At 62.3% G+C, this 17,912-nt stretch carries 20 protein-coding genes; 11 read left to right on the forward strand and 9 right to left on the reverse strand.

Annotation, left to right across the window (positions count from 1 at the left end; genetic code table 11):
• The first annotated feature begins 69 nt into the window (after positions 1 to 69).
• From pheS to BMZ35_RS05820, 5 genes are all read left to right on the forward strand, one after another.
• Positions 70 to 1,140, forward strand: a complete 1,071-nt coding sequence (gene pheS, locus BMZ35_RS05800; RefSeq protein ID WP_093091740.1) for a phenylalanine--tRNA ligase subunit alpha — start codon at positions 70 to 72, stop codon at positions 1,138 to 1,140.
• Positions 1,141 to 1,295: 155 nt separating this feature from the next.
• Positions 1,296 to 2,075, forward strand: coding sequence for a type 1 glutamine amidotransferase (locus BMZ35_RS05805; RefSeq protein WP_093091742.1), 780 nt, complete (start codon positions 1,296 to 1,298; stop codon positions 2,073 to 2,075).
• A 178-nt stretch (positions 2,076 to 2,253) separates the two neighbouring features.
• Positions 2,254 to 4,653, forward strand: a complete 2,400-nt coding sequence (pheT, locus tag BMZ35_RS05810) for a phenylalanine--tRNA ligase subunit beta (RefSeq protein ID WP_093091744.1) — start codon at positions 2,254 to 2,256, stop codon at positions 4,651 to 4,653.
• Positions 4,654 to 4,655: 2 nt separating this feature from the next.
• Positions 4,656 to 5,081, forward strand: coding sequence for a GNAT family N-acetyltransferase (locus tag BMZ35_RS05815; RefSeq protein ID WP_093091746.1), 426 nt, complete (start codon positions 4,656 to 4,658; stop codon positions 5,079 to 5,081).
• Between the two features lie 234 nt (positions 5,082 to 5,315).
• Complete coding sequence (locus BMZ35_RS05820; RefSeq protein ID WP_093091748.1) at positions 5,316 to 6,290, forward strand: hypothetical protein; 975 nt, start codon at positions 5,316 to 5,318, stop codon at positions 6,288 to 6,290.
• Between the two features lie 33 nt (positions 6,291 to 6,323).
• Here BMZ35_RS05820 and BMZ35_RS05825 read toward each other — a convergent pair whose 3' ends face one another.
• Positions 6,324 to 7,214: a LysR family transcriptional regulator gene (locus tag BMZ35_RS05825; protein WP_093091749.1), complete on the reverse strand. Its 891-nt coding sequence runs from the start codon at positions 7,212 to 7,214 to the stop codon at positions 6,324 to 6,326.
• A gap of 84 nt (positions 7,215 to 7,298) precedes the next feature.
• Between BMZ35_RS05825 and BMZ35_RS05830 the strand changes: the two genes are divergently transcribed.
• Both BMZ35_RS05830 and BMZ35_RS05835 read left to right on the forward strand, forming a co-directional pair.
• On the forward strand, positions 7,299 to 7,934 hold the full coding sequence (locus BMZ35_RS05830; RefSeq protein WP_093091751.1) for a class I SAM-dependent methyltransferase: 636 nt from the start codon (positions 7,299 to 7,301) through the stop codon (positions 7,932 to 7,934).
• Between the two features lie 104 nt (positions 7,935 to 8,038).
• Positions 8,039 to 8,488: a YtoQ family protein gene (locus BMZ35_RS05835; RefSeq protein ID WP_093091753.1), complete on the forward strand. Its 450-nt coding sequence runs from the start codon at positions 8,039 to 8,041 to the stop codon at positions 8,486 to 8,488.
• Between the two features lie 89 nt (positions 8,489 to 8,577).
• On the opposite strand, the gene BMZ35_RS05840 is transcribed toward BMZ35_RS05835, so the two are convergent.
• On the reverse strand, positions 8,578 to 9,276 hold the full coding sequence (locus BMZ35_RS05840) for a glutathione S-transferase family protein (RefSeq protein WP_093091755.1): 699 nt from the start codon (positions 9,274 to 9,276) through the stop codon (positions 8,578 to 8,580).
• Between the two features lie 234 nt (positions 9,277 to 9,510).
• Between BMZ35_RS05840 and BMZ35_RS05845 the strand changes: the two genes are divergently transcribed.
• Positions 9,511 to 10,317, forward strand: a complete 807-nt coding sequence (locus BMZ35_RS05845) for a mechanosensitive ion channel family protein (RefSeq protein WP_093091757.1) — start codon at positions 9,511 to 9,513, stop codon at positions 10,315 to 10,317.
• Positions 10,318 to 10,401: 84 nt separating this feature from the next.
• On the opposite strand, the gene BMZ35_RS05850 is transcribed toward BMZ35_RS05845, so the two are convergent.
• Genes BMZ35_RS05850 through BMZ35_RS05860 form a run of 3 tightly spaced genes read right to left on the reverse strand, consistent with a single transcriptional unit; the run spans position 10,402 to position 11,923 of the window.
• Positions 10,402 to 11,031 (reverse strand): LysE family translocator, encoded by a 630-nt coding sequence (locus tag BMZ35_RS05850; protein ID WP_093091759.1) that lies wholly within the window; start codon positions 11,029 to 11,031, stop codon positions 10,402 to 10,404.
• Positions 11,028 to 11,531, reverse strand: a complete 504-nt coding sequence (locus BMZ35_RS05855) for an anthrone oxygenase family protein (protein ID WP_093091761.1) — start codon at positions 11,529 to 11,531, stop codon at positions 11,028 to 11,030. The genes BMZ35_RS05850 and BMZ35_RS05855 overlap by 4 nt, the downstream gene beginning before the upstream one ends.
• Positions 11,531 to 11,923, reverse strand: a complete 393-nt coding sequence (locus tag BMZ35_RS05860) for a hypothetical protein (protein WP_093091763.1) — start codon at positions 11,921 to 11,923, stop codon at positions 11,531 to 11,533. The genes BMZ35_RS05855 and BMZ35_RS05860 overlap by 1 nt, the downstream gene beginning before the upstream one ends.
• An 88-nt stretch (positions 11,924 to 12,011) precedes the next feature.
• Here BMZ35_RS05860 and BMZ35_RS05865 point away from each other — a divergent pair, with 88 nt between their 5' ends.
• Both BMZ35_RS05865 and BMZ35_RS05870 read left to right on the forward strand, forming a co-directional pair.
• A complete protein-coding gene (locus BMZ35_RS05865) occupies positions 12,012 to 12,620 on the forward strand; it encodes a TetR/AcrR family transcriptional regulator (protein WP_093091765.1) in 609 nt (202 codons plus the stop codon).
• A gap of 21 nt (positions 12,621 to 12,641) precedes the next feature.
• Positions 12,642 to 12,944, forward strand: coding sequence for a chorismate mutase (locus tag BMZ35_RS05870; RefSeq protein WP_093091767.1), 303 nt, complete (start codon positions 12,642 to 12,644; stop codon positions 12,942 to 12,944).
• 30 nt (positions 12,945 to 12,974) lie between these two features.
• On the opposite strand, the gene BMZ35_RS05875 is transcribed toward BMZ35_RS05870, so the two are convergent.
• Positions 12,975 to 13,829, reverse strand: a complete 855-nt coding sequence (locus tag BMZ35_RS05875; protein ID WP_093091769.1) for an SDR family oxidoreductase — start codon at positions 13,827 to 13,829, stop codon at positions 12,975 to 12,977.
• 80 nt (positions 13,830 to 13,909) lie between these two features.
• Between BMZ35_RS05875 and BMZ35_RS05880 the strand changes: the two genes are divergently transcribed.
• Positions 13,910 to 14,542 (forward strand): class I SAM-dependent DNA methyltransferase, encoded by a 633-nt coding sequence (locus BMZ35_RS05880; protein WP_093091771.1) that lies wholly within the window; start codon positions 13,910 to 13,912, stop codon positions 14,540 to 14,542.
• Here the strand turns inward: BMZ35_RS05880 and BMZ35_RS05885 are convergent.
• Genes BMZ35_RS05885 through BMZ35_RS05895 form a run of 3 tightly spaced genes read right to left on the reverse strand, consistent with a single transcriptional unit; the run spans position 14,530 to position 17,770 of the window.
• Positions 14,530 to 14,970 (reverse strand): DUF1810 domain-containing protein, encoded by a 441-nt coding sequence (locus tag BMZ35_RS05885; protein WP_242654700.1) that lies wholly within the window; start codon positions 14,968 to 14,970, stop codon positions 14,530 to 14,532. The two genes, BMZ35_RS05880 and BMZ35_RS05885, sit on opposite strands and share 13 nt — an antisense overlap.
• Entirely contained in the window at positions 14,967 to 15,752 is a 786-nt protein-coding gene (locus BMZ35_RS05890) for a carnitinyl-CoA dehydratase (RefSeq protein ID WP_093091773.1), read from the reverse strand. Before BMZ35_RS05890 ends, BMZ35_RS05885 begins: the two co-directional genes overlap by 4 nt.
• Positions 15,749 to 17,770 carry an acetate--CoA ligase family protein gene (locus tag BMZ35_RS05895; RefSeq protein WP_093091775.1) on the reverse strand — a complete coding sequence of 674 codons (2,022 nt, stop codon included), beginning with the start codon at positions 17,768 to 17,770 and terminating at the stop codon, positions 15,749 to 15,751. Before BMZ35_RS05895 ends, BMZ35_RS05890 begins: the two co-directional genes overlap by 4 nt.
• Positions 17,771 to 17,912 lie beyond the last annotated feature (142 nt).

Here is a 17,912-nt window from a genome sequence, read left to right on the forward strand (position 1 = left end):
CCGTGGCCCCGCCCCTTGCTTTCAGCGGTCCATGTGGTAGCAGGGCGCAAGCAGAATTTGAGGGACGTCATGGACGATCTGAAGGCAAAATACCTGGGCCAGATTTCCGAGGCCGCCGACGAAGACGCGCTTGAGGCGATCCGCCTTGCCGCCGTGGGCAAAAAGGGCGAGGTCGCGCTAAAGATGCGCGAGCTGGGCAAGATGACTCCGGAAGAGCGGCAGGTTGCCGGCCCCGCGCTGAACGCGCTCAAGAACGAGATCAACAGCGCGCTGGCGGCCAAGAAGGTCGCGCTGGCCGACGCTGCGCTTGACGAACGCCTCAAGACCGAATGGCTCGACGTAACCCTGCCGGGCCGCGCCCGTCGCACCGGCTCGATCCACCCGGTCAGCCAGGTGATGGAAGAAGTCACCGCGATTTTTGCCGATATGGGCTTTGCCGTGGCCGAAGGCCCGCAGATCGAAACCGACTGGTACAACTTTGATGCGCTGAACATCCCCGGCCACCACCCCGCACGGGCCGAGATGGACACGTTCTACACGCACCGCGCCGAAGGCGATAACCGCCCGCCGCATGTGCTGCGCACCCATACCTCTCCTGTGCAGATCCGCTCGATGGAGAAAACCGGCGCGCCGATCCGCATCATCTGCCCGGGCCGCGTCTACCGCGCCGACTATGACCAGACCCACACCCCGATGTTCCATCAGGTAGAGGGGCTCGCGTTGGGCAAGGACATCTCGATGGCCAACCTCAAGTGGGTTCTGGAAGAGTTCTTCTCGGCCTTCTTCGGCACCCACGTCGAAACCCGTTTCCGTGCCTCGCACTTCCCCTTCACGGAACCTTCCGCCGAAGTGGACATTCAGTGCAGCTGGGAAGGCGGCACTGTGAAAGTGGGCGAGGGCGACGACTGGCTCGAAGTGCTTGGCTCGGGCATGGTGCATCCCAAGGTGCTCGAAGCGGGCGGGATCGACCCGAACGAATACCAGGGCTTTGCCTTCGGCATCGGGATCGACCGTCTGGCGATGCTGAAATACGGCATCCCCGACCTGCGTGCCTTCTTTGACAGCGACCTGCGCTGGCTGCGCCACTACGGCTTCGCCGCGCTGGACCAGCCGACGCTGCATGGTGGGCTGAGCCGCTAACATCCCTGAGGCAAGGCGTTTTCGAACGCCTTGCTCATGTGTTCTGAATATCGCTTGAGCCTCGCAAAGGACGCGGACGCACCTCTACATGTCGCGGCTGGTTGGGACTTCGCGACCTTGAGCGCTACCCTTCTTACTGAAGAAGGAGCGCCCCTATGACCATTGTCCTGATCATCGAAAGCAACACCCCCGAGCTTCTCGCCGGGGGCAAATCCGCATCCGCCTTCTTCCTGCGCAGCCTGCATGGCCTTGACGCCTCGCTGACGCTCAAGGTTGTCTGCCCCTATGCCGCCCCCCCGCCTGCAGACATCTATGACGGCGTTGACGGCATCATCTACACAGGTTCCGGCGTGAACTGGGCCACCGATGCGCCCGAAGCCGCCCCCCTGCGCGCCGAGATGGAGCGCAGCTTTGAACAGAACCTCCCGGTCTGGGGTTCCTGTAACGGGCTGCAACTCGCTGCCGTAGTGCTGGGCGGAACCGTTGCCGCCTCTCCCAACGGGTTCGAAATCGGCCCCGCGCGCGACATTCGTCTTTCCAAGGAGGGCGCAGCCCACCCCATGATGACCGGCCGCGAATCCGGCTTCTCGGCACCTTGTGTCCATCGCGACGAGGTTCGCACCCTGCCGGACGGGGCCACTCTCATTGCCGGCAACTCCCATTCCCCGGTGCAGGCCATGACCTATGGCAAGGGCGGCGTGGACTTCTGGGGCACACAATACCACCCGGAAATGCGCATGGCCGACATCGCGGCATCAACCGGCGGACGCGGCCTTTTCTCGGGTGGCACCGATCTGACAGCCGACCTGTCAAGCGCCGACACCGACGACGCAGCCGCGCGACGCCTTGGCACGTCGACCGAACAGCTCGCACTGGAAACCCGCGCCACGGAACTGTCCAACTGGCTGGCACATGTCAAAGCGCGTCGCGCCTGAGCCTATACTTTAATACCATTTTCGCGCCCCGTGATGCGCTTGGTTAGCCCGGGGAGACGCCCATCTCTTGGCCGAGGCAGCGCCCCCATTTACCCACACGTTCGCATCCGGGGTTTCCCCTGTCCGCCATATCCGTTAAACGCCTGTCTGACCCCTATTTGACTGGTGGAATGGCGCAATGAAGTTCACCCTTTCCTGGCTGAAAGATCACCTTGAAACCGACGCAAGCGTAGACGAGATCGTCTATGCCCTGACCGACCTTGGGCTGGAGGTGGAAGAGGTGTCCAACCCTGCCGACCGCCTGTCGGCCTTTACGCTGGCCAAGGTGAAACACGCGGAACAGCACCCCGATGCCGACCGCCTGCGCGTCTGCACCGTTGAGACCAACGAAGGCGACAAACAGATCGTCTGCGGCGCCCCCAACGCGCGCGCCGGCATCACGGTAGTGCTGTGCAAACCGGGCGACTATGTGCCGGGCATCGACATCACCTTGTCCGTGGGCAAGATTCGCGGCGTCGAAAGCCACGGAATGATGGCATCCGAGCGTGAGTTGGAACTCAGCGACGAACATGACGGCATCATCGAACTGCCTTCGGGCGAGGTGGGTCAGACCTTTGTGGACTGGCTGGCCGAGAACGATCCGACCAAGGTCGATCCCGTGATCGAGATCGCCATTACCCCGAACCGCCCCGATGCGCTGGGTGTGCGGGGCATCGCGCTTGATCTCGCCGCGCGTGGTCTTGGCACGATGAAACCCGTCAAAACTGCCGCCATCGAAGGCAACGGCCCCTGCCCGATCACCGTGACCATCGACGAAGACACCCGCACCGACGGCTGCGAGGTCTTTGCCGGTCGCCTGATCCGGGGTGTAAAGAACGGCCCAAGCCCGCAATGGCTTCAGGATCGCCTTAAGGCCATCGGCCTGCGCCCGATCTCGGCGCTGGTGGACGTGACCAACTTCTTCACCTTCGACCGCAACCGCCCGCTGCACGTCTTTGACGTCGACAAGGTCAAGGGCAACCTGCGCGTGCACCGCGCCGAGGGCGGCGAGACGCTCGTGGGGCTGGACGAAAAGGAATACACCTTCAGCAAAGGCATGGTGGTGATTTCCGACGACGAAGGCATCGAATCCATCGGCGGCATTATGGGCGGCCTTGCCACCGGCTGCACCGAGGACACCACCAATGTGTTTGTCGAGGCCGCAGTCTGGGACCATATCCAGATCGCCTATACGGGCCGTGGATTGAAGATCAACTCGGACGCGCGCTATCGCAACGAACGCGGCATTGACCCGGCCTACAATATGCAGGCCGTGGACGACGCCACACAGATGATCATCGAACTGTGCGGCGGTGAGCCGAGTGACGTGGTTGTCGCAGGCGAAGTGCCGGACGTGAGCCGCGCCTACAAGTTGGATACCGACCGCGTGCAATCGCTCGTCGGCATGGAAATCCCCGCCGAGGAACAGGTCAAGACCCTGACGGCGCTGGGCTTTGTCATGGATGGCGACATGGCGCAAGTGCCAAGCTGGCGTCCCGACGTACAGGGCGAAGCCGACCTTGTTGAAGAGGTTGCGCGCGTCGCGTCGCTCACCAAGCTTGAGGGCAAACCGCTGGCGCGCACGACCGCTGGCGTGCCCGAAGTGATCCTGTCGCCGATGCAGAAACGCGAGCAGATCGCGCGCCGCACCACGGCCGCGCTCGGCTACAACGAATGTGTCACCTATTCCTTCATCGACAAGGCATCCGCGACGCTGTTTGGCGGTGGTGACGACGCGACCATGCTGGAAAACCCGATCAGCTCGGAAATGTCCCACATGCGTCCGTCACTGTTGCCCGGGCTGTTGCAGGCCGCCGCCCGCAATCAGGCGCGCGGCTTCATGGACATGGCGCTGTTTGAATGCGGCGCGGTGTTTCATGGCGGTGAGCCGGGTGAGCAGGAGACCATTCTGACCGGTATTCTCGTGGGCCGCACCGTGGGCAAGGACATCCATGGTGAGAGCCGTGGCGTGGACCTTTATGATGCCAAGGCAGATATGGAAGTGGTCATGGAGGCGCTGGGCGCCCCGGCCAAGCTGACCTACAACCGGGGCACCAATGGCTGGTGGCATCCGGGTCGCAGCGCCAAGGTGGGTCTCGGCCCGAAAAAGGTACTGGGCGCCTTTGGTGAGCTACACCCCAAGGTATTGACCGAGATGGACGTGAAGGGCCCGGTTGTGGCCTTTGCCATCCACATTGCCGAGATCCCCATGCCGCGCAAGAAATCGGCAAGCCGCGGGGCCGTGACCATGAACGACCTGCAGGCGGTCGAACGTGACTTTGCTTTTGTCGTGGATGCGGATGTCGAGGCCCTGAACCTCGTCAACGCCGCCGCCGGGGCAGACAAGGCGCTGATCGAAGACGTGCGTGTATTCGACGAATTCGTCGGCGGCAACCTTGGTGAAGGCAAGAAATCCATCGCCATGACCGTGCGCCTGCAACCGACCGAGAAGACGCTCAAGGAAGCGGATATCGAAGCCGTTGCTGCGAAGATCGTCGAGAAGGTCTCCAAGGCCACCGGCGGCACGCTGCGGGGCTGACCATGACACCGCGCCTTGCCAAAGCTGATGAGGCCGAGGCACTGGCGCGGCTCATTGATGCCGCCTACGAACCCTATCGCGCGCGGGGCATCGCCCTGCCGGATGTGAGCGATGGCGTCGCGGAAGCCATCGCCGCAGGCGAGGTTTGGGTCGCGGAAAACGGCAAGATTCTGGGCGTCCTTATGCTGCGCCTTTCCGTGCCGGATGCCCATCTGATGAACATCGCGGTCGCGCCCGAAGGCCAGGGCAAGGGCATTGGTGGCGCGCTGATCGCCCACGCGATCTCCTTGGCCAAGGCCGCCAATTGCGCAGGTATCGCGCTCGCCACGCATACCGAGCTTCCAGAGAATATCTCTTTGTATCAGCATCTTGGCTGGAAAGAGCAGGCGCGCGACGGAATGCGGGTAAGGATGCACCGCCCGCTCTGACCCGGCGCGCTACGTGGTTTTTGCGCCACGTTCCGCGGGACATGACTGCAATTGTCACTTGAGCCGGTGCCCCGCCTCGGCCTATCCACCCTCCAAAGCAACACGCCCGATATCCGGGCAGAGGATCGACATGACCTTATTCTCAGAACGGCCAAATGGCCGACAGATAGCCCGCTCTCTCTAGTTGCCTGTGGTGATCCCGCAGGCCTGATTGACCTGTTTGGGATTTCCAAAATGACCCCCGAAGACATTCGCTACGCGCGGCACCTGCTGCCTGCGCAAATCCATTTCCCCTATTACGCGGACCGCGAAAGCCCGTGGCTGCTGGCTCAGCAAATGGACCGGCGCGCCTGCGTGCGCGATCTGCGCGGCGCACCGCTCGCCCGGTTCCTTGACCGCCCTCTGGTCAAGCCGCTGGTCGCTGGGTCCGGAGGCACCCTGCGCCAGCGCGATATCATAGCTGTCGCCCACGCCGCCGAGGCCTATGCTTTCCGCGACCTGTCGCGTGCTGCACGGCACCAGATCGACACGATCTGGGCCGGGGTCTGGCATGATTTCGAGCTGACCTTCACCCATTGGGGCATCGACGAGCCGCATGACTGGGCCCAGATGTCACGGGATGGGGGCAACCTCGTGCTGCAACTGGGTTTCCCGTCGGACCACGCCGAATTGATGGGGCGCTACCTGACCGGGGACGTCCGCAAGGAGTTCCTCGATTACGGCCACCCGGTTCGGCAAGAAGGTCGCCCGACGCTCGCTTGGTCCCGCCTCGACTTGGATTTGTCAACGGGACAGGCGCTGATCGAAGAGGTCCAGACCGACTGGCTGCGGCTGGTGCGTGACGAGATCAGGGTGCTGGAAAACCGGCGCCCGCAATCGCGCGCGCTGCAAGTCACCCGCGCCTATGATGCGGCTCTGCGCGCCCGTTATGACCGGATCTGGTCGCAGGCTCTGATGCTCGCAGCGCTTATTGTGCTGCGCGACTATCTCGGCATCCGGGACGTGTTCATGCACAGCCCCGAGACCGGCTGGGCGCTGCAGGAAACGGACCCGTTCTGCGGTCCGCCGGTGTCGCTCTACCGCGATCTTCCGCGCAAGTTCGGCTTTGCCAGAAGCGAGGACGCGCCCGCCTTCCTGACCCCGGCGCGGCGGCATGACCTCGCCACCCTGAAGCGTCATGGGCACAGCTTCTGGCGGCTGCAAATCTAAAAAACCGACACGTCCCGCGCCTCGCGGGGCGTGTCATGGCTTGATGGCCAGATGATTCGCCAACAGGTCGAATACCAGCCGTATCCGGCGGCTGGTATGCAGCTCGCGATGGGTCGTCAGCCAGATCGGAAATACGAAAGGGTCCATGTCGGGCAAAACACGTTCTACATCCTGCCCCTTGGCCACGCTGTCCGACATTGGCGCGATGCCAAACCCCTGCCGCACCAGTTCCCACGCCGCCAAACCGCTTTGCGACCCAATCCGAAAATTGTCTGCCGTCACCGGCACACCCAGCGGGACAAGGTACTCCAACGTCCGCTCGACATCTCCGAAATTCACAAAGTCATGCGCGGCCAGATCCGCCATGCTCTCGGGCCGCCCCGCCCGGTCGAGATAGCGCCGTGCCGCATAGAAATGCGCCGTGTCCTCGCGCACCATGCGTGCAATCAGATCGGGTTGATCCGGGCGGACATGGCGAATGGCAATATCCGCCTCGCGCCGCATCAGGTCGCGAATGTCGTTTGCCGCCACCACGTCAATCGTCAGCTTCGGCGCCCGAAGCCGCAGCGCCCGCAACGCCTCTGGCAAAAGATACGCCGAGTAGACATCGCTGGCCGTGATTGCCACGCGCCCCTCGATCGACTGCGACTGCCCCGACGCCACCAGCGCCACCCGGTCCGCCGCCGCCCCCATCGCGCGTACCTCTTGCAAGAGCTCCGCCCCCGCCGCCGTCAGCGACAAAGACCGTCCGACACGCTCGAACAGCAGCAGCCCCAGATCGTCCTCAAGCGCTGCAACCTGCCGCCCCAGCGTTGGCTGGGTCAGCTTCAGCCGCCGCGCCGCAGCCGAGAGCGACCCCTCCTCAGCAGTTGCCAGAAAGGCGCGGATATGGTTCCAGTCAAATGGTAGCTGCGGTGCACTCATGCAAATATGTATAAGCAAACTGCAAATTTCGGCAATTCCCAACATATCTCTGCATGAATTAATACATCCTCAAAGGAGAGTAACATGACGAGTGACGCAAAATTCTGGGACGGCATCGCCGAGAAATACGCCCGCAGCCCGATCAAGGACATTGCGGGATATGAATACACGCTCGAGCGCACCCGCTCTTACCTAACGCCTAATGACAGTGTTCTGGAACTCGGCTGTGGGACCGGATCAACCGCGCTTCTTCTCGCCGGGTCCACCGGCCAGATCGTGGCTTCGGACATTTCCGATGGCATGCTCGACGTGGGGCGCCGCAATGCTCGGGATCAGGGCATCGACAACGTGCATTTCCTGTGCGGCGATGCTCACTCCCCGGCGCTGGACGGTCAGCAGTTCGACGTGATCATGGCCATGAACGTCTTGCATCTCGTGGAAGACCTCGACGCGGTTCTGGCCCGCGCCCATGCGCTTCTCAAACCGGGCGGCGTGCTGATCTCGAAAACCCCCTGCCTCAGCGACAGCAACATCTTTATGCGCGGCCTGTTCCGCGTGATGATTCCGGTCATGCAGCTGTTCCGCCGGGCCCCTTTCGTGGCCTACCTGAGCACGCCGCAACTGGAACGCAAGATCGAGGCCGCCGGGTTCAAGCTGATCGAACGGGTGTCGATCCCCGCCAAAGGAGGCCGCCCTTACCTCGTGGCACGGCGCGACTAAGCCACATTATGCGCTCCTGCCAAAAACGGCTTCCACGCGGGCCGGGGTAGTCCCCGGCCCCGCTTTCACGTTACCAAGGCGAAAACACAGTGACAGGAGCGATCATGACCCTCAAAATCTACCTTTCCGGCGAAATCCACACCGACTGGCGCGAACAGATCATCGACGGCGCCGACGGGCTGGATGTCACCTTTGACAGCCCCGTGACCGACCACGACGCGAGCGATGATTGCGGCGTTGCGATCCTTGGCGCGGAACCCAACAAGTTCTGGCACGACCACAAGGGCGCCAAGCTGAACGCGATCCGCACCCGCAAGGGCATTTCCGATGCCGACATCGTCGTCGTGCGCTTTGGCGAGAAATACAAGCAATGGAACGCCGCTTTCGATGCTGGTTACGCCGCCGCCCTTGGCAAATCCGTCATCGTGCTCAACCCGCCGGAACACCAACACGCCCTCAAGGAAATCCACGCCGCCGCCCTCGCCGTGGCCGAGGAACCGCGCCAGGTGGTCGAGATTCTGCGCTACGTTCTGACTGGAGCCCTGCCCGGCTGATCCCCAACGAATGCCCCCCACCTTCCTTTTGCCAGAAATACCCTCGGGGGGAGGCCAAAGGTCGGGGGCAGACAGCCCCCATCACCGACTCAGTCGCGCGGTGGCGTCACCAGCCCCTTCTGCACCGCAGGCCGCGCCCGGAACCGCTCGACATAGGCGCTCACATTCGGGAAATCCTCCATGCCCACGGCTTCTTCCGCGCCGTAATACGCAATCATGCCCAACCATGGACCAAGGGCGATATCCGCAATCGAATAGGCCCCGGCGATCCAGTCTTGCCCTTCCAGCGCGGTATTGACCACATTCAAAAGCCGTCGCGCTTCGGCGACATAACGGGCGCGGGGGCGCGGGTCTTCGATCTCCGCCCCGGCAAACTTGTAAAAGAATCCCAATTGCCCGAACATCGGACCGACGCCGCCCATCTGGAACATCAGCCACTGGAGGATCTGCGCCCTGTCGGTCGCGGTGTTCCCCAACAGTTTGCCTGTCTTTTCCGCCAGGTAGTTCAGGATCGCCCCGCTTTCAAAAAGCGCCACTCCGGTCCCGTCAGGGCCATTCGGATCAAGGATGGCCGGGATCTTGTTGTTGGGGTTGAGCGCAAGAAACTCGGGGCTCTTCACATCCGCATCCGCAAGCGTGACCCGGTGCACTTCATAGGGCAACCCGATCTCCTCAAGCATGATCGCAGCCTTCACACCATTGGGCGTGGGAAAAGAATAGAGCTGCAGGATACCCGGGTTCTCGGCGGGCCACCTGCGGTTGATCGGGTGATCGGTTACAAAGCTCATCTTCCTCTCCTGTCTTGTTATGAGGGAAAGATAAGTTAATTTTCCCATCCAACCAGAGCCCAAAGCGTGCAAAACGCAACATGACCCCCTGCAGAATCGCAGAGCTCATCCGTTAAAGGGGTGCGAGGATACCGGCAAAGACCGCTTGAAAATCATCCTCCCCTCTGGACTATTGGCACGAAACCCCGCCCGGCCCTGCGGCGCGCGGCACAGACAGAACGAAGGAAACGCAGAATGGAAATCATGATGGAACAGGCAGGCGCTTTCGGCCCGCTGGTGATCGCAACGATCAAGGCGCTGGTGGTCCTGATCCTTGGCTGGATCGTCGCAGGCGCCGTCAGCGGCTTTGTCCGCCGCCGCGTGAACGCCACGCCCGAGATCGACAAGACTCTCGGCAATTTCGCGGCCAGCATCGTGCGCTGGGTGATCCTGCTGATTGTACTCGTCGCGATTCTCGGGCTCTTCGGGATTGAAGCGACATCGCTCGTTGCCATGCTGGGGGCCGCCACGCTGGCCATCGGCCTTGCCCTGCAAGGCACGCTTTCAGACCTCGCGGCAGGGTTCATGCTGATCCTGTTCCGCCCCTACAAGATCGGCCAGTATGTCGACATTGGCGGCACCGCCGGCACGGTTGTCGACCTCAATCTTTTTGTCACCGAACTGGTGACACCGGACAACGTGCAGATCATCGTCCCCAATGGCCAGGCCTGGGGGTCAATCATCACCAACTTCTCCGCCCATGACACACGCCGCGTCGATCTTGTCTTTGGCATCGACTATGGCGATGACGCGGACAAGGCCAAGGCCGTGATCCTTGCTGCCGCCGAAGCAGACGAACGTGTGCTCAAAGACCCCGCGCCCTGGGTCCGCGTCACCAATCTGGGCGACAGCTCGGTCGACATCACCGCGCGCATCTGGTGCAACGCCGCCGACTATTGGGAACTGAAATTCGCCATGACCCAAGGTGTCAAGGAAGCCTTCGACAAGGCCAACATCTCGATCCCCTATCCCCACACGGTCGAAATCAAACGCGACGCCTGAGGCGCAACAGAATGACCACTCGCGAAGCGACAGCGCCCCGTCAAACTCATGGCGGGGCGTTGCCTTTTCTGGCGGATTCCTGTTTCAAACCTCACCGCGCCGCACCAAGGTCAGCGCCCCGGCCATCACGACCAGCACGCCACCGCACAGGCGATCCATCCAGCAGGCACCCCGCGCATTCAGATAGTGCATCGCCTTGCTGCCAAGCGCAGCATAGGCGGCCATCACGGCCACATCCGTCGCGATGAAAATCACGCCCAAGGTGACATATTGCGCCAGTATAGGTGCGCCCACGTCCAGAAACTGCGGAAAGAACGCCGCAAAGAACAACAGCCCCTTCGGGTTCATTACCGCCACGACAAAACTCTTTCGCAGGATCTCCAGCTGCCCGCCCCGCGCCCACCCTGGTGCGGCGTTCGTGGCAACCAGCCCTGAAGACCGCAACATCTGACTGCCGATCCAGACGAGATAGGCCACCCCGACCCACTTCACCACGCTGAACCAGAACGCAGACGCCGTTAGGACAGAGCCAAGCCCTACCCCCGCCGCCGCGATCAGAACCGCATCGGACAGGGCCGCGCCGATGATTCCATACCCGGCGCGCAACATCCCGAAGCGCGTCCCGTTGGACAAGGCCAACAGAACCGTCGGCCCCGGTGTTACCACCACGACAAGCGCCATCGCGGCAAAGGTCAAAAGAGTGAATTCCATCATGCCCGCATTGAGTTGAGGTTGATCAGGGCGACGCCGGTCAGCATCAATGCAAGGCCGCTGAAACAGGTTCGGATCATGTTCCACATCTGCCAGCGGCCCGAATAATCCTGCCAGATACGCTGCGCTGCATCCTGATCCAGCGGGATTTCAACCAGCGCCAGCGCTTCATTCATCGGCACGTTGATCAACGCCGTGGGCAGAAACGCGCCGAGCACATAAGTGACGGTAGCCAGCGCAAGCAGGAGAGCCGAAACCTTCCGGATATCAAGCAATGCCACCCGTGCCGTGATGGCCAAGACCACCGGCGTGCCAAAGAATATCGGAAAGAATACAGGGTTGCGCACAGACGCGTTCATGCTCTGCATCGCGGCAATGGCCACCCCCGGATCACCCGCATCCAGCCCCCACATGGTCGAACAGACCCACGCGTAAAAAAAGCCGAAGATGCCCCCCACGCACAGCAGGGAAAGCACCGACAGGACCACCAGCAAGCGCGCCATTACACCCGCACCTCGTTTGCGTGCGTGGCTTCTCCACGGCGCGCCATGAAAACCCGCACAAAGATCACCACCGTGGCCATCTGCCCCAGGATCACGGCGGGCCATATCAGCGGAAACTGTGCATCAAGGTATTTCTGCGGTCCAAAGGACACCAGCGCCATCAGCGCCGCCAGCAGGCTCAGACCTCTCCCCGCCGTGTCCGTCAACGGCCCCACGATAATCGCGCCAATCGCAATGGCCATCGCCGCCCCAAGGAAAGGCGCAATGCCGAACAACGGCGTCGCAATGGGCGGATGCGGGCGGATGCCCGCATAGAGAGCCGACAGCATGATGAGCTGCAACAGGATCAGAGCCACAAGCGCGGCGATGGTGTGACGATCAAATTTTGTCATATCGATTCCTTCAAAAGCGTATTTTGTATTACGGTTGCACATATCCGTAATTGTCGTTACGGTTTCTGTCAACAAGCCGGGGAAAAAAATGCGCGACGAAAAACGCTCGATCCGTCAGCAACAAATCGAAACCGCCGCCTACGCGGTTCTGGAAACCAAGGGCTATGGCGGGACCTCCATGGCGGGCATCGCGAAACAGGCACGCGCCTCAAACGAAACCCTCTACAACTGGTATGGTGACAAGCAGGGGCTGTTCCGAGCCCTTGTCACGCGCAACGCCGCCGAGGTGAAAGCCCATCTTGTCGAGGAACTGGACACAGACCATGACGCCCTGTCGATTCTCGCCTCGCTTGGCCCCAAATTGCTCAATCTGTTGACTGGCGATCGTGCCGTTGCGCTCAACCGGGCCGCAGCGGCAGATCACAGCGGCGAGCTTGGCGCCACGCTCTCGCAATCCGGGCGCGAAGCCGTGTTTCCTCTCCTCGAAAAGGTGCTGGAACGCGCACGCGACGACGGACAGTTGCACTTCGCCGAAACCGCCGATGCCGTCGGACTCTACCTCGACCTGCTGATCGGAGACCTGCAAATCCGCCGGGTCATTGGCAGGCAGCCCAGCCCGTCAGAAGAATTCTGCCAGACTCGCGCCCAGCGCGCGGTCCACCATCTGGAAACGCTGCTTGGCACCCCGCCCCCCTGATCCAAAAACCCGGAAAGCCTCATGACCAACCTCATTGCCCCCGAAAACTGCACCTCAATGGCCGATCTGCGCGTGCAGATCGACGCGATTGACGTGCAACTCATCACGCTGCTGAAGACACGCAGCGGCTATATTGACCGGGCCGTCGATCTCAAGAGAATCGAAAACCTGCCCGCCCGAACCACCAACCGCGTCGCCGAGGTCTTGGGCAAGGTCAGCGCGACTGCCGAAGCCAAGGGGTTGGACCCGACCCTCGTCCGCACGCTCTGGACGGAACTCATCGAATGGTCCATTGCGCAAGAAGCCAAGGAACTCGACGCGTAGCGCCGTGACCCGCCCTGGACAACAACGCGCTTAACGCTGTTCCTCTTCCAGCATGGATTTCAGCGCATCGCGATAATTGGGATACTTCAACGTAACGCCCAATTCTTCCTTGATCCGCGCATTCGATACCCGCTTGCTGTCGCTGTAAAAACTGCGCGCCATCGGCGTCAGGTCCGCATCTTCAAAGGCCACTTCCGGCGGCGGGGCCATCCCCAAAAGCTCGGCCGCATAAGCAAGGATATCCTGCGGCGGGGCCGGTGTATCGTCACAGACATTGTATATCCGCCCCGGATTGGGCTGATGCATCGACGCTTCCAACACCAGCGCGATGTCATCAACATGGGCGCGCGAAAACACCTGGTTCTTCTTGATGATCCGCCGCGCCGTGCCATTGCGCAGCTTGGCAAAGGGGCCACGACCGGGGCCATAGATACCCGCCAGCCGGAAGATATGCAGCGGCAATCCGGGCACATCACGCCATTCTGCCTCGGCCAGAACCCGCATCTGCCCGCGCTTGCCGCCGGGATGCAGCTCTGTATCCTCATCGACCCAGCCACCATCCATGTCGCCATAAACCCCGGTGGTCGACAGATAGCCGACCCACTCCAGATCAGGCGCCGCCCTGACCAGTGCCTCGCGCCCGATACGCAGCACCGGGTCGCCCTCCTTGTCCGGGCGGATCGAGGTCAGAACATGCGTAACCCCCTGCAATGCCGTGTCAAAATCAATCGGCCATTGCAGCGCTTCCGCGCCTTCGGCTTCGATTGCGGCGATCTGGTCGGTATCGCGGACGGTCCCGATCACACGCCACCCTTGGGGCACGAGACGGCGGGCAAGGGCGCGGGCGCTATAGCCATGCCCGAGGGAAAGCAAAGTCTTGGTCATTCCCGCACCCTGCCTCCAGCCTGCGCCCGACACAAGAGCCGCCTCTTGCTTTTGCGCGCTCCAGCCCGTTCACTGTGACCATGAGTCCCAAGAAAGACCCAAACCTCGAGGCCGCCTACAGCCTCAAGACCCCTCAGGACTCCCGGCGCCTCTATCGCGACTGGGCACAAACCTATGACACCGGCTTTGCCCAAGCCTCTGACTATGTCCTGCCCCGCGAAGTCGCACGCTACTTTGTCGAGGCGGGCGGAGTCGGCCCCGTCCTGGACGTAGGAGCAGGCACTGGACTCTGCGGCGCAATCCTCACCGCTCTGGGCACCACACCATGCGACGCAACAGACATCTCACAGGAAATGCTGGATGTCGCCGACACTAAATCCATCTACCGGACTCTCTTTGTCGGAGACCTGACCAAGCGCCTGCCGGTCGAAGACGCCACCTATGACGGGATCGTCAGCTCAGGCACCTTCACAAACGGCCATGTCGGCCCTGACGCTTTGGATGAATTGCTGCGGATCACCCGCCCCGGTGCGCTTTTTGCCCTGTCGATCCACGAACGCCATTTCGAAACCGTCGGCTTCAGAGCAAAGCTCGACGCCTTATCCGATCGGATTTGCGATTTGCACCTGCCCAAGGCCCGCGTTTACGGCGAAAGCGCCCACGGCCCCCACAAGGACGACCGCTGTTTCATCGCCCTGTTTCACCGCCTCTGATCTGCGCTTGCCAGTTCCGCCTCGGTCAACGCACACCGTTGCCCTTCAAAAAACTTAACCAACACCCGTTCAAAAACATCCGGCGCCCCCGGAACAGCGGAAAACAGCGTCATCGAACTCTGCAGCTTGAGCGCATCCACCGGTCCCATGATCGCCTCAGGTGCCATACCCTCATGCAGCAACACCGCATCGCACAATGCAATCAACCGCGCGGCCAGAACCGGATGCGCCAGATAGCGCTCCGCCTCATCTAAATCGGCCAGACCGTAATCACGCGCCCGCTGCGACCGCCCAAGAGACCGCAGTTGCGGAATCTCCCACCAAATCCAATGAGTCACCTTGCGCCCGGCCCGCAACTCGGCCACCGCCCGCGCGTGGGTCTCGTCCTGGCGCGGTAGGAACCGCTCAAGGGCTGCGATGTCGATCACCGCCCCTTCCAGACCGGATCGCGCTTCTCGGCAAAGGCCCGCGCGCCCTCCATCTGGTCTTCGCTGTCATAAAGCACATCAACCGAACGCAACTGCCGCTTGGTGATCCGGTTCATGGCATCCTGGAACTTTGCGTCTTCGGCATCGCGCACGATCTCCTTGATCGCCGCATAAACCAGCGGCGGCCCGCTCGCCAGAAGCTCGGCCAATTCCCAGGCTCGCGCCATCAACCTCTCACCCGGCACGATCTCGTTCACAAGCCCCCAGCGATGTGCCTCCTCGGCATCAAACCACCGACCCGTGAGCAAAAGCTCCATCGCAATGTGATAGGGAATGCGTTTTGGCAGTTTCACGCTCGCTGCATCCGCCACCGTGCCTGACCGGATTTCCGGCAGGGCAAAACTGGCATGATCGGCTGCAAGGATGATGTCGCCCGAAATCGCCAGCTCCAGCCCGCCGCCACAGGCAATCCCGTTCACCGCCGAAATCACCGGCTTGTTCATGTCACGCAGTTCCTGCAACCCACCAAAGCCGCCGACACCATAATCGCCATCCACCGCGTCGCCATCCGCCGCCGCCTTGAGGTCCCAGCCGGGGCAAAAGAACTTGTCCCCGCCGCCGGTCAGGATCGCAACCCGCAGATCCGGATCATCCCGAAAGTCGCGAAACACCTCGCCCATGACCCGGCTCGTGATCAGATCAATCGCATTGGCCTTGGGCCGGTCCAACGTCACTTCCAGAATGGCACCTTCGCGCCTCGTTTTGACCGGCGTCTCGCTCATGGCTCTCCCTTTCGTATCAATGCATCCACCGCCACCGCGCGCGTCGGCGTCGCAATAAGCGGGTTCACTTCAACCTCGCCAAGCGTCTCCGCATTGGCAAGGACATAGTTCTGCAACCCTTCGACGGCGTCCAAAATGGCCTCGATATTGGCCGCGGGCGCCCCTCGGTACCCATGGAGCAACTTCGCCGTTTTGAGCTGGAACAAAGCCTGTTTCAGCGTTTCGCGACTCGACGGCACAAGCACCGACACACTGTCCTGCAAGACCTCGGTCAGCACGCCGCCCGCTGCAAGCGTCAGCACAAACCCATGCGCAACGTCGCGGGTCACACCAACCAACAGCTCGGCAACGACCCCGTCGATCATCTCTTCCACAAGAAAACGCGCGCTGGGCATATCCTGCGCCGCCGCCTCGAGCTCCCCAGCCGACAGGCCCAGCCGCACCGCCCCCGCCTCGCTCTTATGCGCAAGCCCCATGCCCTTGAGCACAAGCGGCGGCGCCAAACCTTTGGCAGCCCCGGACAAGGCATCAATCGAATTCGCCACGCCCCGCCGGGGCATGTCCATGCCAAACGCCGCAAGCTCGGCCTTCGCCTCATCCTCGCTCAGCAAAACATCAGCGTTGCGCCGCCCCGGCAAGGCCAGCGGCAAGTCTTCCGACGCCCCAACCCGCGCCGCCGCGGCCACGGCCTCAACCGCCTCGCGCAGCCCGTAAAGCGGCACCACACCAGCGGCACTCAGCTCTTTGGCAACATCCTGTGGCATCAACTCGGGCAGGCTCGCCACCACCGCCATCGGGCGCCCCGTCAACCGATGTGCCCGGATCGCGGCCTCGGTGGCGCAATCCCAATCCTTCCGGTTCTCGTGCGGGTAATCGACGATGGAAAAGGTCAGGGCAATCTCGGGGGCCATCATCCCGGCCCAGGCCCGCGCCATCGCATCCGCATCGCGCCAGATATACGTGTGGTAGTCCAGCGGATTGGCCAACGCCACCATCGGTCCCAGAACCTTCGCCATCTCGTCCTTCTGCGCGGCCAGCAACGGCGGAAACGCCAACCCGGCCCGCAGCCCCAGATCGGCCATGAGGCTGGCCTCGCCCCCCGAACAACTGATCGACGCCACCGCGGGCGACGCCAAAGGACCCACCATGTGCAACAGCTTCAATGTCTCAAGAAACACCGCCGGGTCATGCACACGCGTGAACCCCAACCGCGCAATCAGCGCCTCCGCCCCCGCATCACTTCCGGCAAGAGACGCAGTGTGCGACACCGTCGCCGCCTGTGCCTGCTCCGACGCCCCGACTTTCAGCACCACCACCGGCACCCTCCGCGCATGCGCGGCCTTTGCCAGCGCCTCCCAGTCGCGCAGGTCGCTGAACCCCTCGACATGCAGGCCAAGAACACTTACCCGCGCGTCTTCCAGCAACGCCCGCGCCATGGCCGCCTGGCTCAACTGCGCCATGTTTCCACAGGTTGTGACATAGGCAATCGGCACACTGCGTCGCTGGTTGGTCAGGTTAATCGCAATATTTGAGCTCTGGGTCAGAATCGCCACCCCGCGCTCAACCGGAGCGCACCCATGTTGGTCCGGCCAGATCGCGACACCATCCACAGCATTCACCAACCCGTAACAATTCGGCCCGAGAATCGGCATATCGCCCGCCGCTGCGATCAACGCGGCCTGCAGGTCCGCACCCTCGGCATCCTCCGCGTGCGCCTCTGCAAAGCCCGAAGCAAAACACACCGCCCCGCCAGCACCCATGCCCGACAGCACCGCAACCGCTTCAATCGTCGCCCTGCGGTTGATGCCAACAAACGCCGCATCCGGGACGCCGGGCAAATCCTCCAGCCGCGCATAGGCCGCGCGCCCGCCAACCACCTGCGCCTTCGGGTGAACCGGCCAGATCGCTCCGTCAAAACCAAAGCGCGCCAGCTGCCGCACCACTTCGGCGCACCACGCCCCGCCCCCGATCACGGCCACACTCCTAGGCCGTATCAGCCTCGAAAGGTCACGCGACATCGTCTGCTCCTGCGCGTACCGCAAGGACAGAAGCCTCCGGCGGGGATATTTGGGGCAAAAGGAAGAAACGGACTATTAACCTTGCCGTTGCAAGCTGTGGGCGCGGCACAGGCTGGGAAGCCGATGACCGTGCAATCGGAAG

This window comes from Shimia aestuarii (genome assembly GCF_900114635.1).
Lineage (GTDB): Bacteria > Pseudomonadota > Alphaproteobacteria > Rhodobacterales > Rhodobacteraceae > Shimia > Shimia aestuarii.